The 25,130-nt window shown below is 64.8% G+C and carries 25 protein-coding genes and 2 pseudogenes; 15 read left to right on the top strand and 12 right to left on the bottom strand.

The features are described from left to right. Positions 1–20: 20 nt before the first annotated feature. The 5 genes from WA965_RS11935 to WA965_RS11915 form a co-directional block, all read right to left on the bottom strand. Positions 21–1,283 carry an MDR family MFS transporter gene (locus WA965_RS11935; RefSeq protein WP_137149501.1) on the bottom strand — a complete coding sequence of 421 codons (1,263 nt, stop codon included), beginning with the start codon at positions 1,281–1,283 and terminating at the stop codon, positions 21–23. Next, positions 1,283–2,395: a PLP-dependent cysteine synthase family protein gene (locus tag WA965_RS11930; RefSeq protein WP_526299011.1), complete on the bottom strand. Its 1,113-nt coding sequence runs from the start codon at positions 2,393–2,395 to the stop codon at positions 1,283–1,285. The genes WA965_RS11935 and WA965_RS11930 overlap by 1 nt, the downstream gene beginning before the upstream one ends. A gap of 105 nt (positions 2,396–2,500) precedes the next feature. Continuing rightward, the gene (lpqS, locus tag WA965_RS11925; RefSeq protein ID WP_526298983.1) at positions 2,501–2,911 is read right to left on the bottom strand and encodes a putative copper homeostasis (lipo)protein LpqS; all 411 of its coding nucleotides are present in this window, start codon (positions 2,909–2,911) and stop codon (positions 2,501–2,503) included. Positions 2,912–3,284: 373 nt separating this feature from the next. Further along, complete coding sequence (locus WA965_RS11920; RefSeq protein WP_526298981.1) at positions 3,285–4,205, bottom strand: M56 family metallopeptidase; 921 nt, start codon at positions 4,203–4,205, stop codon at positions 3,285–3,287. Next, positions 4,202–4,567, bottom strand: coding sequence for a BlaI/MecI/CopY family transcriptional regulator (locus tag WA965_RS11915; protein WP_217889454.1), 366 nt, complete (start codon positions 4,565–4,567; stop codon positions 4,202–4,204). The genes WA965_RS11920 and WA965_RS11915 overlap by 4 nt, the downstream gene beginning before the upstream one ends. 372 nt (positions 4,568–4,939) lie before the next feature. On the opposite strand from WA965_RS11915, the gene ripA reads away from it, so the two are divergent. Beyond that, complete coding sequence (gene ripA, locus WA965_RS11910; RefSeq protein ID WP_137149497.1) at positions 4,940–6,349, top strand: NlpC/P60 family peptidoglycan endopeptidase RipA; 1,410 nt, start codon at positions 4,940–4,942, stop codon at positions 6,347–6,349. A 41-nt stretch (positions 6,350–6,390) separates the two neighbouring features. On the opposite strand, the gene WA965_RS11905 is transcribed toward ripA, so the two are convergent. Continuing rightward, complete coding sequence (locus tag WA965_RS11905; protein WP_137149496.1) at positions 6,391–6,591, bottom strand: hypothetical protein; 201 nt, start codon at positions 6,589–6,591, stop codon at positions 6,391–6,393. A 129-nt stretch (positions 6,592–6,720) separates the two neighbouring features. Between WA965_RS11905 and WA965_RS11900 the strand changes: the two are divergent. Continuing rightward, positions 6,721–6,945 (top strand): annotated as a pseudogene (locus tag WA965_RS11900) (response regulator transcription factor); the annotation flags it as partial. 390 nt (positions 6,946–7,335) lie between these two features. Beyond that, a complete protein-coding gene (locus WA965_RS11895) occupies positions 7,336–8,181 on the top strand; it encodes a F510_1955 family glycosylhydrolase (protein WP_217889457.1) in 846 nt (281 codons plus the stop codon). 193 nt (positions 8,182–8,374) lie between these two features. Here WA965_RS11895 and ripC read toward each other — a convergent pair whose 3' ends face one another. Continuing rightward, positions 8,375–9,481, bottom strand: coding sequence for a peptidoglycan hydrolase RipC (gene ripC / locus WA965_RS11890; protein ID WP_526298978.1), 1,107 nt, complete (start codon positions 9,479–9,481; stop codon positions 8,375–8,377). 226 nt (positions 9,482–9,707) lie between these two features. Between ripC and WA965_RS11885 the strand changes: the two genes are divergently transcribed. The 8 genes from WA965_RS11885 to WA965_RS11850 all read left to right on the top strand — a co-directional run bounded on the left by WA965_RS11885 (position 9,708) and on the right by WA965_RS11850 (position 16,269). Next, on the top strand, positions 9,708–10,682 hold the full coding sequence (locus tag WA965_RS11885) for a L,D-transpeptidase (protein WP_526298976.1): 975 nt from the start codon (positions 9,708–9,710) through the stop codon (positions 10,680–10,682). Between the two features lie 550 nt (positions 10,683–11,232). Then, positions 11,233–11,460: a DUF2933 domain-containing protein gene (locus WA965_RS11880; RefSeq protein ID WP_526298974.1), complete on the top strand. Its 228-nt coding sequence runs from the start codon at positions 11,233–11,235 to the stop codon at positions 11,458–11,460. Positions 11,461–11,496: 36 nt separating this feature from the next. Then, positions 11,497–11,745, top strand: a complete 249-nt coding sequence (locus WA965_RS11875) for a hypothetical protein (RefSeq protein WP_526298972.1) — start codon at positions 11,497–11,499, stop codon at positions 11,743–11,745. A gap of 165 nt (positions 11,746–11,910) precedes the next feature. Continuing rightward, positions 11,911–12,318 carry a hypothetical protein gene (locus WA965_RS11870; protein WP_526298970.1) on the top strand — a complete coding sequence of 136 codons (408 nt, stop codon included), beginning with the start codon at positions 11,911–11,913 and terminating at the stop codon, positions 12,316–12,318. 118 nt (positions 12,319–12,436) lie between these two features. After that, the gene (locus WA965_RS11865) at positions 12,437–12,961 is read left to right on the top strand and encodes a pyridoxamine 5'-phosphate oxidase family protein (RefSeq protein ID WP_526298968.1); all 525 of its coding nucleotides are present in this window, start codon (positions 12,437–12,439) and stop codon (positions 12,959–12,961) included. Between the two features lie 226 nt (positions 12,962–13,187). After that, positions 13,188–13,481 carry a metal-sensitive transcriptional regulator gene (locus WA965_RS11860; RefSeq protein ID WP_048419108.1) on the top strand — a complete coding sequence of 98 codons (294 nt, stop codon included), beginning with the start codon at positions 13,188–13,190 and terminating at the stop codon, positions 13,479–13,481. A gap of 153 nt (positions 13,482–13,634) precedes the next feature. Then, positions 13,635–13,877, top strand: a complete 243-nt coding sequence (locus WA965_RS11855; protein ID WP_137149489.1) for a heavy-metal-associated domain-containing protein — start codon at positions 13,635–13,637, stop codon at positions 13,875–13,877. Between the two features lie 40 nt (positions 13,878–13,917). Further along, the gene (locus tag WA965_RS11850; protein ID WP_526298965.1) at positions 13,918–16,269 is read left to right on the top strand and encodes a heavy metal translocating P-type ATPase; all 2,352 of its coding nucleotides are present in this window, start codon (positions 13,918–13,920) and stop codon (positions 16,267–16,269) included. Between the two features lie 81 nt (positions 16,270–16,350). Here WA965_RS11850 and WA965_RS11845 read toward each other — a convergent pair whose 3' ends face one another. From WA965_RS11845 to WA965_RS11835, 3 genes are all read right to left on the bottom strand, one after another. After that, positions 16,351–16,605: an SHOCT domain-containing protein gene (locus WA965_RS11845; protein WP_011767898.1), complete on the bottom strand. Its 255-nt coding sequence runs from the start codon at positions 16,603–16,605 to the stop codon at positions 16,351–16,353. A 141-nt stretch (positions 16,606–16,746) separates the two neighbouring features. After that, complete coding sequence (locus WA965_RS11840; protein WP_526299009.1) at positions 16,747–18,285, bottom strand: multicopper oxidase family protein; 1,539 nt, start codon at positions 18,283–18,285, stop codon at positions 16,747–16,749. Continuing rightward, the gene (locus WA965_RS11835) at positions 18,282–18,584 is read right to left on the bottom strand and encodes a hypothetical protein (protein WP_526298963.1); all 303 of its coding nucleotides are present in this window, start codon (positions 18,582–18,584) and stop codon (positions 18,282–18,284) included. The genes WA965_RS11840 and WA965_RS11835 overlap by 4 nt, the downstream gene beginning before the upstream one ends. Before the next feature lie 53 nt (positions 18,585–18,637). Between WA965_RS11835 and WA965_RS11830 the strand changes: the two genes are divergently transcribed. Further along, entirely contained in the window at positions 18,638–19,378 is a 741-nt protein-coding gene (locus WA965_RS11830; RefSeq protein WP_137149486.1) for a response regulator, read from the top strand. Next, on the top strand, positions 19,375–20,520 hold the full coding sequence (locus WA965_RS11825) for a sensor histidine kinase (RefSeq protein ID WP_217889467.1): 1,146 nt from the start codon (positions 19,375–19,377) through the stop codon (positions 20,518–20,520). Before WA965_RS11830 ends, WA965_RS11825 begins: the two co-directional genes overlap by 4 nt. Positions 20,521–20,581: 61 nt before the next feature. On the opposite strand, the gene WA965_RS11820 is transcribed toward WA965_RS11825, so the two are convergent. After that, positions 20,582–21,295, bottom strand: coding sequence for a DUF305 domain-containing protein (locus WA965_RS11820; protein WP_526298961.1), 714 nt, complete (start codon positions 21,293–21,295; stop codon positions 20,582–20,584). A gap of 220 nt (positions 21,296–21,515) precedes the next feature. On the opposite strand from WA965_RS11820, the gene WA965_RS11815 reads away from it, so the two are divergent. Further along, entirely contained in the window at positions 21,516–21,929 is a 414-nt protein-coding gene (locus tag WA965_RS11815; protein ID WP_011780861.1) for a DUF302 domain-containing protein, read from the top strand. Between the two features lie 51 nt (positions 21,930–21,980). Here the strand turns inward: WA965_RS11815 and WA965_RS11810 are convergent, their stop codons facing one another. Continuing rightward, entirely contained in the window at positions 21,981–24,371 is a 2,391-nt protein-coding gene (locus WA965_RS11810) for a heavy metal translocating P-type ATPase (protein ID WP_222882797.1), read from the bottom strand. 249 nt (positions 24,372–24,620) lie between these two features. Here WA965_RS11810 and WA965_RS11805 point away from each other — a divergent pair. Continuing rightward, positions 24,621–25,130 (top strand): annotated as a pseudogene (locus tag WA965_RS11805) (transposase); the annotation flags it as partial.

Below are 25,130 nucleotides of genomic sequence, written 5' to 3'. Positions count from 1 at the left end.
TGACGCGCCAAGTGGCAAGTTCAGCGCCGGTTTGCGTCACTAGCGGCCCTCGGCGCTGGTCGCAGTCGTCCTCGCTGATCCAGGCGGCACAGGGCAGCCGCCGACAGTAATCCGATGACTGTCAACAACACCCACAGAAGTTCCGGCTGCCCAACGTCTCTGGCGAGTTGCATCAGCGAGCCTGTTGCCAGGTTGCCGACGAGGATGCCAACACCGACGATCGTGTTGTAGAAGCCGTAATGCGTTCCGACGAGACGGTTGTCGGCCAGGGAGACGACGGTATCCATTTCGAACGGGAACACCGCAGCCGAGCCGACCGCCAGCACGGCCGTCGCGATCAGCAGCGCTGTAGCCGCAGCAACGCGGCCGGCACGCTCGTCATCGGGCAATACGATCAGCGGCAGGAACGACAGCGCCAGAATCACCATGCCGATCGCCAGTGAGCGCCCCGAACCCCAACGCCGCCCAAACCACCGTGTGATGCGCATCTGCCCGATGACCGCGACAACTCCGGAGACCACGAAAATCATCGCTGTGACCACGGAGTCGTTCTGCGGAAACAGGTACCGCGCCTGCAGCGGCATCGCGAGGTACACCTGAAACGACAGCACATAGGACCCGATCATCGCCGCTGCGAATAACAGGAACGAACGGTTGGCCGCAACCGCCCGCCAATCCTGAAGCACCGAAGTCTTCTCCTGTGTCGGAGTCGCAGCACGTTGCGGCAGAGCGAACAGTTGCGCCACCGTCAGCCCCGCGAAAACCAGCGCCGCCGCCGCAGCAGTCATTTTGAAGTCAACGAACATCAACGCCAGGCCCACCAGCGGCCCCGCGAGGATGCCCGCTTGATAGAACACGTTGAACAGCGCGAACGCTTCCAACCGACGAGGGCCCGCGTCGGCGGCTAAGTACGCCCGCACAGCTGGGTTGAAGAGTGCCCCGGCAAAACCCGTTGCCGCCGAGGCGACCAACACCGCCGGCAGCGAATCGGCGACCACCAGAAGCCCGAATCCCGCAGTCCGCAGCACGCATCCACTCACGATGAGGGGCTTGAAGCCCAGGCGATCGGCCAACGTGCCACCGATGATGAACATGCCCTGCTGGGAGAAGTTGCGAACCCCGAGAACGAGCCCGATGGCCCATGCCGCCAAACCCAGGGGCCCAGCCAGGTAGCCGGCCAGATACGGCATGAGCATGTAGAAACCGAGGTTGATCCCGAACTGGTTGACCATCAGCATGCGGCTTGGCCAGCCGAAACTGCGGAACCCGGACAGCAGTGTCATCACGACACCACCTGCGTGGGGTCGACGACCACGGGGCACCGCGTCCAGGCCGTGACCGCCTGTGCCAGCGGGTCGTCAATGCAGGCAGGGTGATTCGGCGGCACCTTGTCCAACAGACCGTGGGTGCGGCAGTAGTCGTCGTTATAGACGGTGTCGAAATAACGCTGTGGGCCGTCGGGGAAAATGGCGGCGACCGTAGTGCCCGGGTCGCTGTTCCTCGCAGCCCACCCTGCCACCAACGCGACCGCGCCGACGCTCCACCCGCCACTGGCATAATGGGTGGCCGCCAGGGTTCGGCAGGCCCATACCGCATCCGCCGGCGCGACCCAGTGCACTTCGTTGAAAGCGCCGTAGTCGACGTTGCCGGGGTAGATGCTTGAGCCGAGGCCGCGCATGAGTCGAGTGGTGGCGGGTTGCCCGAAGATGGTGGAGCCCACCGTGTCGACGCCGATCAGCCGCAGGTCCGGATTGAATTCCCGCAGGACTCGCGCCACGCCTGCCGAGTGTCCCCCGGTACCGACGGAGCACACCAGCACATCGACAGATCCCAGCTGTTCATTCACTTCGATCGCCAGCCCGCGGTAGGCCTCCACATTGTCCGGGTTGTTGTATTGGTCGGGGTGCCATGCGTGCGGATCGGTGGCCAGAATCTCTTGAACGCGTTCCGTGCGGGCCTGCTGCCAGCCGCCGCGCTCGTGGGGCTCGGTGACCAGTTCGATGTGCGCGCCGAAGGCGGCGAGCATGTGTTGGATGATCGGTTCCATGCCGGGGTCGGTGACCAAGGTGACGGGGTGGCCGTACACAGTGCCCGCGAGAGCAAGCCCCAATCCCAAGGTACCGCTCGTTGATTCGACGATACGGGCGCCCGGGGCAAGCGCCCCACGAGTGCGCGCGCGCTCGACCATATGCAGAGCGGGCCGGTCTTTCATTCCGCCCGGGTTGAAGCCTTCAAGTTTGGCCCAGAAGCCCTGCCCCGCGGTGGTGAACGGCGCGCCGATCCTCAGGACGGGCGTCTGCCCGACCATAGTGGCCGGACGCTCAAAGCGGCCCAGCCGTAGGTGCTTGAATCGGTCTGTGTCGTGGGCATGGTTGATCGAAACAGCGTGATTCATGTCGGGGATGTCGCTTCTGTTGACGCCGCGACTGTCGCGCGGCTGCTGGTGGCGGGCAGCGGTCACCGGCCCCGGTCCAGAAAGGCGGGGCCTGACGCTAGCCGATCAGCGACGCGCGATGCAGAGCCGGACGAGCACGTCCCGGCCGGTCTGTGCGACGGGTGAGCGCGGAGGACCGCGGATAGGAGCAAGCGGCGCGTAGCGCCATAGCGCTGGCAACACAGCCAGAGCGCTGACCAAAGCCAGGGCAATTAGCGTGACCGTTCCCCGCCGCAGGACGGCTTCAGCGAAAGACTCCGGTGACGGCGCGATCCCGCCCAGGGAGATGTGCTGATGGTCGAGCTGGACAGCCACCGGCGCGCCCACCGCGCTCGCAAGGGGGTGGGGTCCATGGGCTGGCGCCGCCTCGGTCCCCGGTAGCGCCCATTCCGCTGCCACGAGGATGGTCCAGAACGCGAGAAACACAGCGACGACTGCGCGTCGGCGCTGCGAGGAACTCCGGTCGATGTAGCTCACGATGTTGCCGACTGTAGCAGCGGATCGCCGAAGGGAGTTGCCGCCGTGCAGTTGACGCCGTGTCGTGACCTGCCCGCGACAGTCACCTTCGGCGGCCCGCGCGAAGCGGTCAGCGCATTCACGGCATTCGCCCGATAGCGTTGCTGTACTGCTCATTTCGACGCTATGCGTGCAACCAATCGACCTCGGCGACACCGCGTTTGCACTGGTCATCTACGGTTTGACTACGTAGGTAATTTGGGATGTAGCCTCAGCCGTCAGGCAGTCAGGGAGGGATTTGCTGGGTGGGCCAATACCCGACCGCCGAAGGGCCCGCGTCCGTCCAAGTGCGCTTCTCCGACCCCCAGCCAGATCGGATGAGTTCGGCGGGCACCTAGTGGTGGCAGAGCACCTGGATGAATGCCGGAGTGGCGATCATGGCGGCGATGGCGGTAACCAGGAGAGCGCGGTGACGCCACCGCACGTGCCGTTGCGTCGGGGTGACCAGTCGCTCGGCGCGGGCGATGACCGCCGTTGCCGCGGCTGCCAGACCTTCGGCCACCGGAGGTCGGTGACCGGCCAGTGCAAGCAACCCCGTGAGTAAAGGACGAGTGCCGACGCGACGAGCGGCGGTGTCGTCAGCGCACATCTCCAGCAGTTCCGCCACTGCCTGATGTGCGCAGTCGAACAAGGGAAGGTGAGGAAGGGTGGCGGCAAGGGCACGCAGCACCATGAGAATGTGGTGATGATGCCCTGTTAGGTGCGCATCCTCGTGCGCGAGAACCGCTTTCAGTTGCGCTCGGTTCAACGATTTCACGGCCGCCGAGGTCACGACGACCGCATGGGGGCGGCCGATGACACAGTAGGCGGCGGGAAGGTCGGCCTCGACGACAACGACGTGGGGATGGTCAGTGGGCCGACCGACGATCCGCGCGGCATGTGCGTGCTCGTGGCTTCGGGTGCGCAGTCCGGCCAGGCAGCGACCCAGTCGCAGCGCCACGACCGCCGAGGTCAGCAGCCCCCCGCCGATGAGCGCAATAGAGCCGAGGCGTCCCGCCAGCGGGGTGTGATCGGAGAAGCCGAACAGTTCCAGGCAGAGGGTCACGACCGAGCCGTCGAGGATGCTGTTTGACGTCGCGTTGACCACCAGCACCACTGCCGCCAGCCATGCCGCAAGCACGGCGGCAACCGTGGCCAGCCAGGCGGCCACACCCATGGACGGGCTGACCCCGCCACCAGTAAGGCGCCGCAGTACCGGTGGAGCAAGCCACGCCAGCACTGCGCCGTAGAGCACCAGCCACAGCGCCGTCGTCATGATCGCCGCCCCTTACGCAGCGCCGCCTTCAGTTGGGCTGATTGCTCTGCACTCATCTGCTCGACAAAAAATGCCAGCACAGTGTTGGTGTCGCCGCCGGAGTCGAAGGCAGCTTTCATCAGCCGCGCCGACCGCTCCTCACGACTCATCGCCGCCCGGTATACATAGGCCTTGCCGTTGCGCTGCCGTTTGAGCCACCGCTTGCGATACAGGTTGTCCATGGTCGACAACACCGTGGTGTACGCGATTGCCCGCTGCTCAGACAGGTCTTCGAACACGTCGCGTACGGTGACCGGCTCCTGGTGATCCCACACCCAGTCCATGACCACCGCTTCGAGATCGCCGAATCCTCGCTGTTCCATCCGCCGCAACTCCTGCTCGCTCTAACGAGGTGGCCGATTCGCACAGCGCGGCACCCTGCAGCCTCCAATGTAGCCGCCAACAGCCCAAATGCAGGGGACCTCACTGCGGCTGCGCCACCGATGTTGATTCGCAAAGGCGCGCGCCAATGAAATCCGGTTCAAGGCAGCGGCCCCTCGGGCCAAAGAGCAAATGCTGCCGTCCGGTCAGGTGTTACCGAGTTGAGACTGTGACAGGCGTTTCTCCTGATGCTGCAGTGATGTACGTTCCACCTACGTACTTAGCAACTACGTAGTTACAGCGCTAATAGGCCGTCGCACATGACACCTCGGCGCAGACTCGCGGTCACCGGCAGCCACCCCACAGGAGAATTGATGCGGCGCCTCACTTCACTTCTCACCACCGGGGTGATTTTTGCGGTGCTGGTGCTTCACACCTCCGGCATCGCAACGGCCGGCCACGGAAGCGAACCTGATGGTGACAGCGAAACGGTCGCAGGACTTGTCGCCGCCGTCGCCGAAGCCAACCAGCACGTCGCCGATATCGGCGCGGACATCCAACACCAGCAGGAGAGCGTCAATCGGACGCTGGTTGAGCTTGCCACCGCCCGCGAGGCGGTCGCCGAGGCGCACCGCACACTCGCCGACAGCGAGAAAGCACTCGCCGACAGCCAAACCGCCATCGACGCCACGCAGCAGCGTTTCGACGAGTTCGCCGCCTCGACCTATATGAACGGTCCCTCGCGCTCACTGCCGCTGGCAAATAGCCCCGAAGACATCCTCTCGGCAGCCTCAATGCAGCAGACCTACCTCATCGCCTTCAGTACGGTCAAAGACGATCTTCGCCGAAGCCAGACCGAACACGCCAACCGACTCTCAGCCGCCAAACAGGCCCGGCTGGACGCCGACGCAGCAGCGGCCGAAGCGCAACGACGGCAGGACGGTGCAGTCGCCGAACTCGTTGCCGCGCAACGCGCTTTCACCGATCAGCAGTCCGACCTCACCCGGTTGGCCGCCGAACGCGACTCCGCACAAACCCGACTCACTACTGCCCGACCGGTAGCAGCCACCACGCGCCAGCCCACGGCCGCACAACCCCGTACCCCGGTGCCGCCGAGCGGCCAATGGGACCGCTCCGGCCCGGCACCGGCATACAGGTCGGGCGTCGGCCAGTGGGACACCACGCTGCCGATGGTGCCCAGCGCCAATGTGGCCGGCGACCCCATAGCCATCATCAACGCCGTCCTCAAAATCATGGCGACCTCGCTGCAACTCACCGCCGACATGGGCCGAAACTTCCTCACCAAACTGGGCATCCTCTCCCCCGCGACCGCTGCTGCAGATCCCGGCATCACCAATGGACGCATCCCCCGCCTGTACGGCCGCCAGGCCTCGGAGTTCGTGATCCGACGCGCCATGTCACAACTCGGCGTTCCCTACTCATGGGGCGGTGGCAACGCCAACGGGCCCTCTCGGGGAATCGATCAAGGAGCCAGCACCGTCGGCTTCGACTGCTCCGGCCTCATGCTCTACGCCTTCGCTGGAGTCGGCATCAAGCTCGACCACTACTCCGGATCCCAGTACAACGCCGGCCGCAAAGTTCCGTCATCGCAGATGCAGCGCGGCGATCTGATCTTCTACGGCCCCAACGCCAGCCAGCACGAAGCCATGTACCTCGGCGACGGCATGATGATCGAAGCCCCCTACACGGGGTCAGTGGTCAAAATCTCACCCGTACGCAGCTCCGGCATGACGCCCTACGTCACGCGCTTGATCGAATACTGACACCCCGCGCGAGCGCTACGTTCGGCCGCGTCGCTGACCAGTCACTCCGCCCCGACGTGGCCGCTGCGAACAGGCTCCTCCATTGCCTCACGCCGCTGCCTGCGGCGCGGCCGGCCAGAAGCGTGGAACAGGGCCGTCGCGCCGGCGATGGCGGCGGCCCACATCACGACAATGACGGCGCACAGGATCAGCCACGTTTGCCACCCGAGACTGTTCGGGCAGACGTCCATCAGCCAGCGCATGTCAGGCCCTCCTCCACCGTGAGCGTCTCCCAGCCGAAGGACGTAATCGGTATGAGTCTCGTAAAAATCTGCTGAAGATCGCGCCGCTTCGGGCGGTCGTGCGCTGCCGCGGCTGCTTCAGCGGGCACCATGCGGGATATGGAGGATCACCCGGGTACACCTGAGCAGGCGAAGGGATACCCTGTCCTGGTCGTCGACGACGAACTTCCCCTGGCCGAAGTGGTGGCCAGCTATCTAGAACGCGAGCAGTTCGAGGCGGTCGTGGCCGGCAACGGCGTCGACGCGATCGCCGTCGCGCGCGACCCCGATCCCGGTGTCGTCATCCTGGACATAGGTCTGCCCGGCATCGATGGTCACATCAGCGTCGTTGTGGGCCGCGTCGCTGCTCGCAGCGCTCGGCGATGACTGAGAGTCTGTTGTCGCATTCGAACAGCAGTGATGAACAGGGCCGACGCCGCCAACGCCGCAAACCCAGTTCCACATCGCTTGTGCTGCATCGCGCATCCTTCTCATACAACTTCGTGACACCAGGCCACGCGGCAAGCGCTCTCGCCGCCTCGGTCCAGCCTCAAGATTCCGAGTATGGGTCGGTTCGTGTCCCGATGAAGACTTGATGAAGAAGCCTCACTGTCCTGTCGGTACACGCAGCCCTGCCCAGGGCGTCATAGCAGCGTCGCGCCGATGCCCTGTGCCGCCCATCTACTATTGCACTACGTAGATAGTCCGCGACCGGAAGGTTTCACCGTGCAGCTCCGCAGATTCGTTGCCGCAATTCTGACCGGAGCCCTCGTCGCGGCGTGTTCGTCGAACGCCCCCGACAGCGCGCCGCCCGCGATAGTGCCGGGCATGGTGCACATCCACGGTCTCGGCATCAACCCGTCCGACGAAACCCTCTATGTCGCCACTCATTACGGCCTCTACACAGTAGAGCCCGATCGGGCGCCACAACGAGTCGGCGATCTCGCCCAGGACTTCATGGGCTTCACCATTGCCGGGCCTGACGAATTCTTGGCCAGCGGCCACCCCGATCCGGCTGACCGTCAACAACTGCCACACCTGGGCCTGATCAAGAGCAGCGACGCCGGCCAATCCTGGGAATCCCTGTCGCTGCACGGCAGCGCCGATTTTCACGCACTCGAGTACCGCCACAGCCGGGTCTACGGTCACGACAGCCAGTCGGGCGCTGTGATGGTCAGCCTCGATGAGCAGTCCTGGCAGCGGCGAGCAGAAATCCCCGCCTCTGACCTAGCAGTATCACCCGCGGACGCCGACGAGATCCTCGCGACCACACGCCAAGGGCTCCTCCGAAGCACCGACGGCGCAATGACGTTCGACCCAGTCAGCGGTGCACCGACACTGGCGCTCGTCAGCTGGCCCGATCGTGGTCCCCTGCTCGGAGCTGACCTCGCAGGAACCCTCTACACCAGCACCGACAACGGGCAGACCTGGCAGCCACGACACACCCTGAGCGCCAAACCTCAGGCCCTTCTCGCCGCTAGCGACGGCCAGGTCTACATCGCCACGGATACCGCGATCTACACCTCCACTGACGACGGTGCCTCCGTGAACGTCCTCACCGCTGTCGAATAGACGGCCAGCAGAAGAGACACGGAGCCGCCACAGGGTCCGCTCACCTCAGTCCGCGAGCCCACGTCGGCCCTGGCCTGGGACACTTCCCGACCCGACCGTACCCCTCGCTCACACTATCGACGAGATCAACGAATGGACGGCCCTCAGCACCAGGTCTTCAGCAGTCGCCGCCGCGCCACCTAGCGGCGGCGACCTAGTACCGCCGGACGTTATGAATCGGCGCGGAGGAGATCGGCGCGACCTTCACCGGCGTTCCGTACGTCGACGCGTGAACCATCATCCCATCGCCAATGTAGATACCCGCATGAGAGACATCGGCATAGAAGGTCACGATGTCTCCGGGCTGCAGGTCAGTGACAGCGACCGGTTGGCCCCCTTCCGCCAATGCCTGGCTTGAACGCGGCAAGGACTTGCCACTCTGCAGGAACGCCCACTTAATGAGTCCCGAGCAGTCGAAAGAATTCGGGCCCGTCGCACCCCATGAGTACGGCGACCCCACCCGCGTCAACGCTGCCTGCACCACCGCGGCACCCTCGCCGCTCGACGGAGTCGGCGCCACACCCGCCGCCGGCGGATCGGGCATCGCGACGATCGCGGGGTCATCGGGATTCGGCTCGCCGGGGACGGGTGGAGGTGGAGGGCCGGGGTCAGCGAGTATCGCGCGCTGATCCGGTGTCAACACCTCGAACTGGGCTTGGACTGCGGCTATCTGGGCGCGCAGATCGCTTTGCTTAGCCTGCAACTCAGCGCGGACCTTCGTTGCCTGATCCGCGGCTAGGCGAGCCTGCACGGCGGAATCTGCCGATCTCTGCGCGGCTTGGGCGGCCCGCTGGCTAGCCGACTTGAACGCCGCCATATCCGCTGCCATTTGCGTTGACATGGTCTTCTGGATCGACAGTTGGTCGATCAAGTCCCGGGGTGAGGACGCAGTGAGGGCCGCAGTAAGCCCGTCGGTGCTGCCACCCATGTATGCGGCCGCCGCCACCTTGTCTACCGCCGCCTGGTACTTCGCCAGTTCGGCGTTGGCCACGTCGACGGCCGACCTGTCGATGGCGTTCTTCGCTTCCGCGTCCGCCTGCACGGCGAGTTTGGCGTCTAAGTCGATCTGTGCGGTGTGCATAGCCTCAGTGGTCTGCTCTGCCTGGCGGGACAGCTCATTCATGCGGGCCAGTGCGTCCGATGCCGGATCGGCGTTGACGTCGCTGACGACCGCGACACACAGCAAGGTCGCAACAGCGACCGCGCCGACAAGCGACCGCACCAGCGAACGGGAGATCCGCCGGATCGGTTCAAGGATCACGACGTCGGATGTCCTTTCGTTGCGCAGGAACCAAGTACGGTCTCGATACGTAGATCACGGTTAGGTTACGGACGTACGTGGCGGTTGTCCACACGGAGCCACTGCCGCACCGCACGGTAAGCGAAATCGGTCGACCTACTGCCAACGTACGTAGGTAGTAGATTTGGAAGTACTCGTCGTGCTTCTTGGGTTGCACGGCGGAAGAATCTAGGCGAGGAGACCGGTTATGGAGCGGCGGCTAGTGCGCAAGCTGGGACTGATGTTGGCCGCGACTGGCCTCGCCGGCGCACTAATGCTGAGCACCGGCTCCGCCGCGGCGGAGCCGCCCCTTCCCGGACCGCCGGCGCCGATCGATCCGATGGCAAAGCCGGGATCCCCGCCAGAACCGTTCGTCCTCCCCCCCGATTCGATCCAGGGTCCGCTAAGTGATCCTTCACGGCCGGCGCCCCCGGCCGGGCCCACACCGCCTGGGCAGAACCCTGCACCCTACGTGGGCGAACCGGTGTTCGCGCCGCCGACGTTCAATCCCGTCAATGGCGCGATGGTCGGGGTGGCCAAGCCGATCATTATCAACTTCCAACGGCCGATCGCCGACCGCGCGCTGGCCGAGCAAGCCGTTCACATCTCCTCCACCCCTGCGGTCCCCGGGAAGTTCTACTGGATGAGCGCGACCCAACTCAGATGGCGGCCCATCGACTTCTGGCCCGCCAACACAACGGTGAACATCGATGCCAGCGGCACGAAATCGAGCTTCCGCACCGGCGACTCGTTGGTGGCGACCATCGACAACGCCACCCTCCAAATGGAGGTCATGCGCAACGGCTCACTCGAGAAGACCATGCCGGTGTCTTTGGGAAAGCCGGGATACGAAACACCCAACGGCACCTACTACGTGCTCGAGAAGTTCGCCGACATGGTGATGGACTCCTCCACCTATGGTGTGCCGGTCGACGCGGCCGAAGGTTACAAGCTCAAAGTTCAAGACGCGGTGCGGATCAACAACGCCGGCATCTTCGTTCACGGTGCGCCCTGGTCAGTCGCTGATCAAGGCAAGCGCAATGTCAGCCACGGGTGTCCAAACCTCAGTCCGGCCAACGCTCAATGGTTCTATGACAACTTCGGCAGTGGAGACCCCGTGGTCGTCAAGAACTCCGTCGGCACCTACAACCAAAACGACGGCGCCCAAGACTGGCAGATCTAACGAAGGCACTCCCAGTAGGTGGTGCGACAGTCGGCAAGGCGCCTTTTTGCCCCCATCACGTACACCTGACGAAGTTCTCGACGTACCAGTCCACCGGGCCGCGGTTGACTCACTACTGGTCGTGGTTGTGATCAACGCCCGTTTCGTGGTGAAGCGACTCAGGCGAAGGAGCCGACAGGCGCCGGTGTCGCTGGCGTGCCGGCTGACTCGACGACCGGCTACGTAGCGGGTGGCGCCGCACGACCGTGATCGTCCGCGTGTCCGATCGTCCGACCGTGGTGATCGGGTTTCACACCGGCCGGCTCGTGATGACCGTGCCGCAGACCGGATGCGACGCCTACCGCCGATGCCAGCACCGACGCCGACGCCGACGCCGACGCCGACGCCGACGCCGACGCCGACGCCGACGAGAACGATCGCGTTGGCCGCCATAGGGCCTCTGGGCGAATCAGACAGGGACTTTCGTCCTACGTATCACCTACGTAGTTCCATGGGCATCGCCAGGGTAGAAGCGCATGCTTGAGGGCGGCCCGAACGGAAGGACCTCGAGATGAAAACACAGTACCTACCCTGGTACGCCTTGGCCTTGGCCGCCGCTTTCGTAACTGCGCTGGCCATCGGTGTTCCGCTGTCGACGTCGGCGCTGCTGCTCTTTGCGCTGGCATGCCCAGTGATGATGATGTTCATGATGGGCGGAATGGGCGGCGGGCACGGTAACGACACCAAGCATGACCGGTCCGATACGCCGGAGCATCGCGACTCTGCGGGACGGTCATAAACCTCCACGTCCATCACCGATCAGGAGGTCTTGGCGATGGCAGATGCAGCCTACGGATTATGGCCGCTGGTGATCGTGAACACGTTGTTGTTCATGGCTTTTGGGCTGAGCTTCTTTCGTCCGAGAACGCATCGAGATTGGCGGGCGATGGGCGGCTACACCGCGTTCTTGGTGGCGTTGTTCACCGAGATGTACGGCGTCCCGTTGACCGTGTACCTGCTCGGCGGCTGGCTGGGATCGCGCTTCCCGCTCCTGCGTGACACCCACGCCGGCGGGCACCTGTGAGTGGGCCCAGTTTCTTCCCGGGTACGGCGTGACCAGGTTGCTATTCGATACCAGTCTCACCTCACGTTTCGACGAAACCTGGCCATTACTAACTGGGTTCGTCTGGCTGGGTGGGCTATTGATCGTGGCCTCAGTGGTCCTCACCCGCGGCGGGAAGTCGACCTGATGATCGCCGCCGCATGGCTGTTCGGCGTCGGTGGCGCGATCCTCGTCGGGATTGGGGGGTTCTTTCTGTTGGCCCGGCCTGCACTGCTGCCCGAGGACTTGCGCTATCTACGCCGCACCGCGGGCGAGATCGATGCTGCCGTACCGAGCCTGCGTGAGTGGCTGCGTCTGGTGTTCATCGTCCTCGGCGGATACGCAGTGGCTACCGGGACACTCACCATCTACCTGGCAGCCACCGACATTCGTAACGCCGAGTCGTCGGCAGTGGCGGTACTGGCGGTCGCCGGCGCATCGTCGATTGGGGTCATGGCGTTGGTGAATTTCGCGCTGCACTCGACATTTCGGTGGCTGCTCTCCGCTGCGGCGGCACTCTGGATCGTGGCGACGCTGGTGGCGGTGCTGTCGTGACCTTCCGGGAGTGGGCCTGGCAGGTACCCCGTCCGCGCATGCACCCCGGAGTGCACACCATGGGCTCTTTGCAACGACTCCACGCCCTTCGTCGGTCACCGAGCCACCGGACGTCAAGGTGAAGAATCACCCTGTCACCTTCGAGGTCGTTCTCGGCCATCTACGGAAGCGAACGTTTGCGGTACTTTCGACGACCGACGAAGAGGGCAAACCGTGCTCAGCGGGAGTCAACTACCGCGTGTCTGAGCTCGGCGGTGCCATCTCCATCTTCGTAATGACCCGCCGGCACCTGAAGAAGGCGCGCAATGTCGTGCGGCATCCGCGGGTCTCGCTCGTGGTTCCGCTGCCGAGGCGGCTCCTGTGGTTTCTCCCACCAGCAACCCTCCAGTTGAGCGGACACGCGAAGATCCTCGACTGGACTGACGACGAAGGGCGGGATGCCTTCCGCCAGTTCTGGATAGGCCGCCGAATCCTCAAGGCTTACGAAGAGTCTTACCGCCGCGGCGAAACACGAATCTGCTTCCTGAAGATCACACCAGATCCTGCGATCAACACCTACTTGGTCGGCTCCAACATCTGGCAGCTCAGGAATCACATGGAATCGGGTGCGGCCAAAGTAATCGACCCGCGCGGGAACATATGAGCAACGGGGCGGGTCGGCTTGATGATCATGCGGCGGGCTGATGCGCCGCACGCGGGAGGGCCAATCGGCACGCTGAATTGCACACCCTCGACGCCCACACGGGCGGGCCCGGTCATGCAGCTGAGGTATCCGTCGCACTTCTGGTGACGTTGGCCCCTTGACAGATTGATACCCCATAGGGGTATATTGCTCCTATACCCCCATGGGGTACCACGGAGGAGGAGTCATGGATACGGCGACACCCGGGTATGCAGCCTCGAAGGACGCACATCTCAAGCGACTGCGCAGAATTGAGGGGCAGGTCCGCGGCCTTGCACGCATGGTCGACGAGGACGCGTACTGCATTGACGTGCTCACCCAGATATCGGCGGCAACCAAAGCGTTGGAGTCGGTGGCGTTGTCGCTTCTCGACGAACATCTTTCCCATTGCGTCCGTGACGCAGTCCACCAGGGCGGCGACATCGCCGAGCAGAAGATCGATGAAGCCTCGGCAGCAATCGCGCGTCTCGTCCGTTCCTGAGCACACATCCGAAACCGCCCATCCCGCAAGCGAAAGTGGCCAGAAATGACCCGACAGCTCACCGCCACCCTGCCCCTGATTCCCCCCACCTCCTCGGGCTGCAGTTGCTGCGCACCGAGGTCACACCCACCAGCATCGGTCAAGGAGAACGCCATGAGCACGACCACAACCACCAAGTCCTACGCCGTGACCGGCATGACCTGCAGCCACTGCGTCGCCGCGGTGAGCGCAGAACTCGGCGCACTCGCCGGTGTCACCGACGTTCATGTCGATCTGGTTGCCGGCGGCATATCCACAGTGACGGTTTCCAGCGACACACCACTGACCACGGAGCAGGTCACCACCGCACTCGATGAGGCCGGCGACTACCGCCTATCCACCGATCAATCTCGCTAGCGCTCCGACCCTGCGCCGTACCCGAACCAAAGGACAGAGCATGAGCCTGCCGAATCACGTCGTCGGTGTCGATCAACCCCACAGCATCGAGTTGTCGATCGGCGGGATGACCTGTGCATCGTGTGCAGCCCGGATCGAAAAGAAACTGAACAAGATCGATGGGGTCGAGGCCAGCGTCAACTATGCGACCGAAAAGGCGAAGGTGGCTTACCCCAACTCCGTCGATCCGGCGGTGTTGATCGCCGCGGTGGAAGCAACCGGCTACACCGCAACCGCCCCCGCGGCGCCGAACGACGCCGCCCCGACTGCGGATTCCGGCCCGGACACGGGCGAAGCCGACTCCGTGCGGAGCCGATTGCTGATCTCCCTGGTGCTGACGGTGCCCGTGATCGCGATGTCGATGATCCCCGTGCTGCAATTCACCAACTGGCAGTGGCTTGCGCTGACCTTGGCGTCGCCCGTCGTGGTGTGGGGTGCCCTGCCGTTTCACCGCGCAGCCTGGGCCAACGCCCGCCACCGCGCCGCCACGATGGACACCCTGATCTCACTGGGCGTCGGTGCGGCGTACCTGTGGTCACTGTGGGCGCTGTTCATCGGACACGCCGGCATGCCGGGGATGAGGATGGCCTTCAGTCTGCTACCCGACGCGGGTTCCGAGACCGAGCACATCTACCTCGAAGTCGCCGCCGCGGTGACGGTGTTCATTCTGGCCGGCCGCTACTTCGAGGCGCGCGCCAAGACACGATCCGGTGCCGCGCTGCGGGCCCTGCTCGACATGGGCGCCAAAGACGTCGCCGTCGTGCGCAACGGTACCGAAATCCGCATTCCAACAGCAGAACTTAGCGTCGGAGACGTATTCGTGGTGCGACCGGGTGAGAAGATCGCCACCGACGGGGTCGTGACCGACGGCTCGTCGGCAGTCGACGCATCGATGCTCACCGGGGAATCCGTGCCCGTCGAGGTCCGTCCCGGCGACCAAGTCACCGGTGCCACCGTCAACGCCGGTGGGCGACTGCTCGTCCGCGCCAGCCGAATCGGCGCCGACACCCAACTCGCGCAGATGGCGCGCCTGGTCGAAGACGCCCAGAACGGCAAGGCATCGGTACAGCGCCTGGCCGACCGGGTCTCGGCGGTCTTCGTACCCATCGTCCTGGCGCTGTCGGTCGCAACGCTGGCGGCCTGGCTGCTCACCGGCCATTCAGCGACAGTCGCATTCACCGCGGCAGTCGCCGTCCTGATCATCGCCTGCCCCTGCGCGCTCGGCCTGGCCACCCCCACCGCCCTCATGGTCGGCACCGGCCGCGGCGCCCAACTGGGCATCCTGATCAAGGGACCGCAGGTGCTCGAGTCCACCCGCCGAGTCGACACCATCGTGCTCGACAAGACCGGAACCGTCACCACCGGCCGCATGAGTCTCGTGGGGGTGCATCCCGGCGCAGGCCAGAACTCCGATGAGCTCCTCGAGTTCGCCGGAGCCTTGGAGAGCGCGTCTCAACACCCCATCGCGGAAGCGATCGCCGCCTCAGCAGCCGCCGGCGGCACGCTGCCAGCGGTCGAAGACTTCTCCAACCACAACGGCTACGGCGTCAGCGGCGTCGTCGCCGGCCATGCGGTCCTGGTTGGACGACTCAGCTGGCTTACCGACGACTGGTCGCTGACAGCCCCCGACGACCTCACCTCCGCCGCCGAACACGCTCAGTCCCAGGGCCACACCCCGGTATGGGTGGCCTGGGACGGGGCGGTGCGCGGCGTCATCGTCGTCGCCGACACGGTGAAGGGCACCTCCGCGGACGCCATCGGCCAGTTCCGCAAGCTCGGCCTGCGTCCGTTTCTGCTGACCGGCGACAATCGGCGCGCCGCCCTCGCCGTCGCCGCAGAGGTCGGCATCGACCCCGACGACGTGATCGCCGAAGTCCTCCCTGCCGACAAAGTCGACACCATCAAAAGCCTGCAAGCGCAGGGGCGAACCGTCGCCATGGTCGGCGACGGCGTCAACGATGCCGCCGCACTGGTACAGGCCGATCTGGGCCTGGCGATGGGCACCGGATCCGACGTCGCCATCGAGGCATCCGACCTGACACTGGTACGTGGTGATCTGCGCGCAGCCGCCGACGCCATTCGATTGGCCCGGTCAACCCTGAGGACCATCAAGGGAAACCTGTTCTGGGCCTTCGCCTACAACGTCGCCGCACTTCCCTTAGCGGCACTGGGCCTACTCAATCCGCTGATCGCCGGCGCCGCAATGGCCTTCAGCTCGGTCTTCGTGGTCAGCAACAGCCTGCGGCTTCGCCGGTTCACCAGCAGCGCATCCCCCGGGCAGACGGAAGACGTCCACGTTGCGACAGTGCCGCCAGGGGGCGACGAGTACCGCAGGGCCCACACCGCACCATAACCCCAGGCTGGGCACCTCACGCTTTAGCGAATACGCCCGCGGCGCGGAACTCCCCCGCCGCGGGCTTGGCGCTGGCGTCAGTTATCGGCGCACAGCCTCGCGCAGTATCGCCAATCGTTCGCGGTACTGCGTTTCGTCGATCTCGCCACTGGCGAATCTCGCCGCTAGCAGTTGTTCGGCTGTGGGCGCGTCACCGCGTGGCGCTTGTGAGCTGCCCGTGGTGTATCTGATCAGAGCGACGATACCGACGATGATCAAGCCCCAGAACAGCACCATCCCGACGCCCATCCCCGCGTATCCCCACCAACCCATGTCGTGGTCGTACCAAAACATCATGACCGTTCCTCCTCTTGATGTATCCGTGGCCGATTGGCCACAGTCTTACGGTTTGCGTCTCGTCCCGACAGAGTCAAGAGCACTGCGCTTCAAGGTCTTTGGGCCTCATTGCCGCTGACCGTGGAAGGGCGCGGCACCGGGCTAGGGCGAGTAGTTCAGGCTCGTCATCATGCCGGCTTCCTGGTGATAGGTGTTGTGGCAGTGCATCATCCAGACGCCCGGGTTGTCGGCGGCGAGCGCCACCGTCAGCTCCTGCATCGGCAGAACTATTACGGTGTCCTTGCGTGGGCCCGGAGTCCCGTCCGGCTTGATCACTTGAAAGGTGTGGCCGTGCAGGTGCATGGGATGCCACATCATGGTGGCATTGGTGAAGGTCAACGTCGCCTTCTGGCCTTGCCTTACAGTCAGTGGGACGGTGTCTTCGAACGGTCTGCCGTTGATCGTCCAGTCGTAGGACGCCATGGAACCGGAAAGCCGGGCCGACAGAGCGACATCGGCCCTGGTGACATCCAAGACCGCCTCGGGCGCGGCGGTGAACACGCCGACGGTGCCGACCCGGCGCTGCAGTTCGGGTGGCATGAACGTCGGATCGGGTGCGGCACCGGCGCCGGTGGACAGTAGGGCTCGCGCGAGCGCGTTCTTCCCTTCGGCCGAGGCGACGAAGGGGAACACGCCGTCACCGGTGGTGATGAGCACGTCATAGCGCTCACCCATGCCAATCAGCAGCGCGTCCACCTCGGTCGTCACCACAGGGAAACCGTCGGTATGGGTGACAGTCATCCGGTGCCCGGCCAGCGCGACCCGAAAAGCGGTATCGGATGCCGCGTTGATGATCCGCATCCTTATCCGCTGCCCAGGGCGAGCGGTGAAAGTGGTCGGTGCCGCCGCAATGCGACCGTTCGCCAGGTAGAAGGGGTAGCTGATGTCACCCGCGTCGCCCCCTAGAAGTGCGCTTGCGCCAACGCCTCCGACACCGGGAACCCCTGGCATTCCTGGTGTTCCGCTCATGCCGGGCATACCGGGCATGCCACCCGAGTGGCCGCCGGCTCCCGAGACGGGACGCAGCCCCTCGTAGAGCTGCCGCGGACTGGAACCGATTCCGTCGGTCCAGTCATCGAGCACCACGATCCACTCGGCGTCGTAGCGTCCCGGCTCGGCCGGATCGTCGATGATGACCGGCGCGTAGAGCCCGTAGTCGGCGTCGAGGCCGGTGTGCGGGTGCGCCCAGTAGGTACCGGGATGAGGCGCGGAAAACCGGTAGGTGAAGTTCGATGACGGGTCGATGTTCGGGGTCGCCGGCGTTGCCCCATCCATGTCGTTGCGCAGCGCGATGCCATGCCAGTGCAGCGAAGACGGGTGGTCCAGACCGTTGGTGACGCTGATCGCCAGTTCGTCGCCGACGTTGGCGCGGATCAACGGTCCGGGAACAATGTTGTTGTACGCCAGTGTGCGGGCGACGGGTCCGCCCAGGTCGATGTCCGCCGGCCCAGGTGTCAACGCCGCAGTGACGGTGCGCCCGGTGTGGGGCCGCGCGGCTTCAGCGACCGCGATCGGATCCGTAGCCGGGCTGGCGCTCGTGGGCTTTCCGCACGCGGCCATGGCGGCGGTACTGGCGGCGAGGGTGGCCGCCAGGAACGTGCGTCGTGTCAATATCGTCGTGCCGACGCTCCCACCGTTCATCGCCAATGCGGGGGTTTCGTCGTTGCGACGCAATCATCAATGGTGAGGCCGGGTACCTGTGCGTCGCGCTGAATTTCGATGTCCTCCCGACGCTGCGGTCTGTTCGCCCCGAGCAGCGCCGCCAGCGCGGCGATCACAGCTCCCCAAAACGCAACCAGCATCATCATTGCCAGCAGGCAGCCGCCCCAACCCCAGTGGGCGCCGGCTTCGTTCCACCACGTCATCGGGTCGTCTCCTTCTTCGCATTCCACACTCATGCCGCCGAGTAGCGAATCGACGATGGTTTTATGAAGATTCACTCAAGACTTGGGTCGCGGGTTCCTGAATCTTTTCGGGGCGGCACGATGAAGACATGGACAAGCCTGCGGTCACCCCTTCGGCGGGATATCGAGCATTGGTGGTCGACGACGAGGTGCCGCTGGCCGAAGTCGTGGCGAGCTACCTCAGACGCGAGCAGTTTGACGTCAGCCTCGCCCACAGCGGAGCCGACGCCTTGGCCCAGGCCCGTGAGATCGACCCGGACGTGGTCATCTTGGACCTCGCGTTGCCGGGCATCGACGGCGTGGAGGTATGCCGCCAACTTCGCACGTTCTCCGATGCCTACGTGGTGATGCTGACCGCACGCGATACCGAAATGGACACCATCGTGGGCCTGTCGGTCGGTGCCGACGACTATGTCACCAAACCTTTCAGTCCCCGCGAACTGGTCGCGCGGATCCGCGCAATGTTGCGCCGGCCTCGCACCGTCGCAGCGCCGACCAGTGCTGCGGCCGCGGCCGACGAACCCCCGCCGCGGGCCTTCGGGCCGTTGTCCATCGACGTTGCGGGCCGACAGGTATTCATCGACGACGAACCAGTTCTGCTCACCCGCACCGAGTTCGACATCTTGGCCGCGTTATCGTCGCGGCCGGCCGTGGTCTTCAGCCGCCGCCAACTCCTCGAGGCCGTCTGGGGAGACTCCTGGGGCGGCAACGAACATCTCGTCGACGTCCACATTGGACATCTGCGCCGCAAATTGTCGGATGACCCCGCCGACCCGCGCTATGTGATCACGGTCCGCGGAGTCGGATACCGAATGGGAAGCGGCCAATGAGGACAGACACGAGCATTCAACCCAGGTCGCGGCGCAGTCCTGGAGTCGGGGCGCGACTCCTGCTGGCGCAAGCCTTGGTGCTCCTCGCCGGCGGCGCAACCACCGGGGTCGTCGCCGTCATCGTCGGTCCGCCGCTGTTTCGGGAACACCTGAACCGCGCCGGACTTCCTCACTCATCCAATGAACAGTTCCATGCCGAGGAGGCCTACCGGTACGCCACCGCAATCTCCGTCGCGGTGGCGATCGGCGTAGCCGCATTGACCGCGCTGGTTGTGACCTGGTATTTCAGCCGTCGCCTGCAGCGCTCTATCGCCGAGGTCGCATCGGCCGCCACTGCAGTCGCCGACGGCCGCTATGACATCCGTGTGTCGCCGCTGCGCTTGGGGGAGGATTTCGGGAACCTGTCCCGCGCGTTCAATCGGATGTCCGAACGGCTCGAATCGGTCGAGACCACCCGGCGCCAACTCTTCGGTGACCTCGCCCACGAGATTAGGACACCCGTCTCGGTACTCAAGGCCTACATCGAGGCCGTCGAGGACGGAGTGAAAACCCTTGACCCCGAGACGGTTGCCGTGCTCAACGATCAAGCCAGCCGGCTGGTGCGCTTCTCCGATGACTTCGCCGCGCTCGCTCAAGCCGAGGAAGGTCCCGGCGCGGTCACACCGCAGTGGATCGACCCCCAGGCCGCGATCGTCACCACCGTGTCTGCCGCAGCCGACCGATACGCGGAGAAGGACGTCGCGCTGACCTTCGATGCCGCGAACCCGCTGCCCGAGGTGTGGGTAGACCCTCTGCGCCTCGCACAGGTGATCGGGAACCTTCTCGACAACGCTCTGCGCCACACCCCCGCGCGAGGCCGCGTCGAGGTCGACGCGGCGGCAAAGCCCGGCGCAGTAATCATCACGGTGCGCGACAATGGTGATGGCATCGCTGCCGAGCACCTCCCGCACGTGTTCGAACGCTTCTACCGCGCCGATGTGGCCCGCGATCGAAGCCACGGCGGCGCGGGGATCGGGTTGGCCATCGCCAAAGCACTCACCGAAGCCCACAGCGGCCGCATCACGGCGGCCAGCCGCGGACCAGGCCTGGGCAGTACCTTTACCATCGAGCTACCCGCACGCACGGACCGCCGTGACGACTAATGGAACTCGACAGCGTTGTCATGCAATATGACTCGCGCGACACGCCGCCATGACCTGACTTCTACAACGAGGCCAGGATCTTGTTCATGGTGTCGATTTCCTGCTGCTGGCTGGTGACGATCGAGCGTGCCAACGCGACCGTTTCGGGGAACTGGCCGTCCTTGATCTCTTTCTGCGCCATGGTAATTGCACCCTCGTGATGCCTGACCATCTGCGTCAGGTACAACTTGGAGGCTTCCACTCCCTGGGCGTTTTGCAAGGCGGCCATGTCCGCCTCGGACATCATGCCCTCCATCCCCGGCATATCACCCATACCGGGCATGCCCGGCATTCCAGGCATCATCGACTGAGTCGGCGTACCGGATTCGCTGGGCGCGGCACTGGCGCTGGGCATCCCACTGTGACCGGGCATGTCGTCCATCCCGGGCATCATCGGCATCGTGGACATGCCCCACTGCGTGAGCCAGGCCTGCATCTGTTCGATCTCGGGAGCCTGAGCAGCCTTGATCTGCTTGGCCAGGTCCACCACTCGCGGGTCGATTCCCTGCTTACCCAATAGCATGTCGCTCATCTCGATGGCCTGTTGGTGATGCGGGATCATGTGCTGGGTGAACATGGCATCAGCCTGATTGTGGGCTTCGGTGGCCGATGTCGACGAAGGCGCCGACACCGACGACGACGAAGCTCCCTGCGTAGTGCTGGTATTACTACAGGCACCAACGGTGACCAGCGCCGCCAAGGTGGCCGCACCGACGGCCAGCGTCTTCCTCTTCATCACAACAAGTCCCTTCCCGGGTTTCACGGTCGATGCGGCTGCAGCGCGCCCAGTTGACGCGCGGGTATCCCGACCTGTCTTCGAGCATTCGCGCCGCCGGTATGGCCCGACTAGTCGTTCTATGAAGATTCGATAAAGAACGGCAACCGCCCTTGGCGTCGGGAGGTCCGCGGCGCAGCCTTGGCTGTGTTCGCCCTACAGGACCATCGAGAGGACCGGCATGACCATCGCACTGTCGACAGCGCTGCAGACGTCGTTCGCCGACGCTGTCGCTCGCACCCGAGCCGCCCTGACAGAGCAGGGTTTTGGCGTCCTGACCGAGATCGATATGAAGGCGACGCTCAAGGCGAAGCTGGGCGAGGACATGGAGGAGTACCTCATTCTGGGCGCCTGCAACCCACCATTGGCTCACCGGGCAGTGAATGTGGACCGTCAAATCGGCCTGCTGCTGCCCTGCAACGTCGTTGTCCGAGCCGACCGTGCAGACGACACCTCCGTCATCGTCGAGGCGATGAACCCGCAGATACTGGTCGAGGTGACCGGAGAGCCGGCTCTGCGTGACGTCGCCGACGAAGTGACGCGAAAGATGCAGGCCGCCATCGACTCACTTCAGACTGCGGCCGCACCCGCCTAGTCCCTCAAACCCCTGCTAACACCGCACAGAACAGCGACGGCACGCGGAGCGTTACGACTTGGCGCCCGCCTCCGCTGACGCCGGTACGGGAAGCTTCAATCTCTTCAGCATCAACGCATTGACGGCCACGATGAAGCTGGAACCTGACATCGAGAGGGCAGCGATCTCGGGCCGCAGCACCAAGCCGAGCGAAGGTACGAAAACCCCAGCCGCGATGGGCAATGCGATCACGTTGTAGCCGACCGCCCATCCAAGGTTCTGCCGCATCTTTCGTAGCGTGCCCCGTCCAATCCGCAGCGCGATCGCGACGTCGAGCGGGTCTGATCGCATCAACACCAGATCTGCGGTTTCGATGGCGACGTCGGTGCCTGCACCGATCGCCACGCCGAGATCAGCTTGGGCGAGCGCCGGTGCGTCGTTGACGCCGTCGCCGACCATGGCGACCTTCTTGCCCTGTCGTTGCAATTCAGCGATCTTGGCTGCCTTATCACCTGGCAGCACCTCGGCGATGACCGTGTCGATTCCCAGTTGCGCGGCGATGCGATCGGCGGTGGCCTGATTGTCGCCACTGAGCATGACCACCTCGACACCGAGGTCGTGCAGCGCGGACACCGCTTCGGCAGACGTCTCGCGCACAGCGTCCGCCAAGGCGATGACACCGACTCCCCGGCCGTCGACGCCCACCAAGACCGCCGTGCGTCCGCTGGCGGCGAGTTCGTCGCGGCGTTGCATCAACACGCCGAACTCGACGTCCTCCTCGACCATCAGCTTGCGATTGCCGACGGCAACGCGGCGCCCATCTACCGTCGCGACAGCTCCGTGACCGGGCACGTTACGGAAACCAGTCAGTGACGCCGAAGCGATCCCGTGCGCGGCCGCGTAACGCACGATCGCCCCCGCCAGCGGATGCTCGGACTCAGTTTCGACCGCAGCCACCATGGCGAGTACTTGATCCTCTGGAATGCCGTCGACGACGACGTCGGTCACTTCAGGCTCGCCCTTGGTCAACGTGCCGGTCTTGTCCATGACGACGGTATCGATGCGCGCCGACGTCTCCAGCGCGGTCGCATTCTTGAACAACACTCCCCGCTTGGCGCCCAACCCGGTGCCCACCATGATCGCGGTCGGAGTCGCGAGCCCCAACGCATCGGGGCAGGTGATCACCACGACGGTGATGGCGAACAGCAACGCGGTCTGGACACCGGCACCCACCGCCCACCACACCAGGAAGGTGGCAGTGCCGCCGATCAGCGCCACCAGAACCAACCAGAACGCTGCCCGGTCGGCGAACCGCTGCCCGGGGGCTTTGGAGTTCTGCGCTTCCTGAACCATCGCGACGATCTGTGCCAGCACCGTGTCGGAGCCGACCTTCGTTGCCACGACCCGCAACGTGCCGGTGGTGTTGATCGAGGCGCCAATCACCTTCGAGTCCGGCGCCTTTGACACCGGCAGGCTTTCCCCGGTGACCATCGACTCGTCGACGTCTGACGTTCCCTCGGCCACCGTGCCGTCGACGGGAATCTTGGCACCTGGGCGGATGAGCAGGAGGTCACCCACTGCCACCTCGGCGGTGGGAGTTTCCACCGGCTCACCGTCGCGCAGCACAACTGCCATCGGGGGCGCCAGCTCGAGCAGGGTGCGAATTGCATCGTTCGCGCCACCGCGAGCTCGCATCTCGAACCAGTGCCCCAACAGAACAAACGCCGTCAGCACCGAGGCGGCCTCATAGAACACCTCACCGCCGCCGGTCAGCGTCACCCCGAGGCTGTAGAGCCAGCCTGCGCCGACCGCCACGGCAACGAGCACCATCATGTCCAAGGTGCGGGCCCGTAGCGCTCGCCAGGCACCGTCGAAGAAGATCCACGCCGAGTAGAAGACGACCGGCAGGCTCAGCAACAGGGTGAACACGTCATCGCGAAGCCCGAACGGCGCAGGCACGGTGAACCCGAACATGTCGCGGCCCATCGGCGACCACAGCATGATCGGGATCGACAACGCGAGCGCTACTAGGAATCGGTTGCGCATATCGCGGACCATGTGATCCATCGACATGCCGGCGTGTCCGCCGCCGTGACCCATCGCTTCTTGCGGAGTTCGTGCCGGCGCGGCCTCATGCGCATGCACCTCCCCGGCTGTCGGCGACGGAGCCGACGTTGGCTGCTCGTGCAGGGTGGCCGATGGGTCGTGATGGGGCTCGGACATCGGATCGCAGACGTGATCTGGCACCGACCGCCCCGCGCAGTGGAAGCCGCAGTCACGTATCCACCCGGCCAGGTCAGCGACCGAGGTCGTCGCCGGGTCGTAAACAACTGTCGCCGTTTGATTTACCGCATTGGCTTCGACCGACGTCACGCCCGGACGTCTAAGCAGAGTGGCCTCCACCACCGCCGTCGAACTTGCCCAGTTCAATCCGTGTACGTCGAGAATCGTCGACTCCGTCATAGCGTCTCTCGTTCAGTGTTACCAGAGCGGCTCCGATGTCCTGCGACCTGCGCTGTCCTCGCCATCCCCATCCCGCATCCGTCAGGCTAGTCATCTCAATCACTCACCCTTCCGGTGATCGATAAGCCTGCAGTGCTGGTTCGACAAAGATTCGATGAAGATTGCGCGCAACACGCCCGCAGCGCTGTGGTGACGCCACGGGCAATGTTGCCCTCCGCGTGGAGGCGACGAATTTGTTGCGGCCTAGACGAAGCCGGCCCCTACACGTTCGTTGCTGCCGACGCGCTGGTGCTCAAGGTCCGTGAAGCCGGGCGGGTGGTCAACGTGCACGCCCTGATCGCGGTCGGAGTCAACGCGGAGGGCTTCCGGGCGATCTCGGCATCGACGTCAGCACCGCCGAAGACGGAGCGGGCTGGCTCACCTTCTGGCGCTCGCTGACCGCCCGCGAGATCTCCGGGGTACGACTGGTCACCTCCGACGCCCACGCCGGTCTGGTGGCCGCGATCGGCGCCACCCTGCCCGGCGCGGCCTGGCAGCACTGCCGCACCCACTACACAACCAATTCGATGGCGATCACCCGAAGGCGTCGTGGCCGTGGGTAAGACCCTGTTGCATTCGGTGTTCAATCAGCCCGACAAGGAATCGGTTGCCGCGCAATACGATCGGATCATCGACGCGCTGGCTGACAAGCTTCCAAAGGTCGCCGACCACCTCGAAGCCGCCCGTGCGGATCTGCTGGCGTTCACCGCGTTTCCCAAG

The organism is Mycobacterium sp. (assembly GCF_049683935.1).
Lineage (GTDB): Bacteria > Actinomycetota > Actinomycetes > Mycobacteriales > Mycobacteriaceae > Mycobacterium.
The sequence above is the reverse complement of the archived record's forward strand: the minus strand, read 5'-3'. Positions and strand labels throughout refer to the sequence as shown.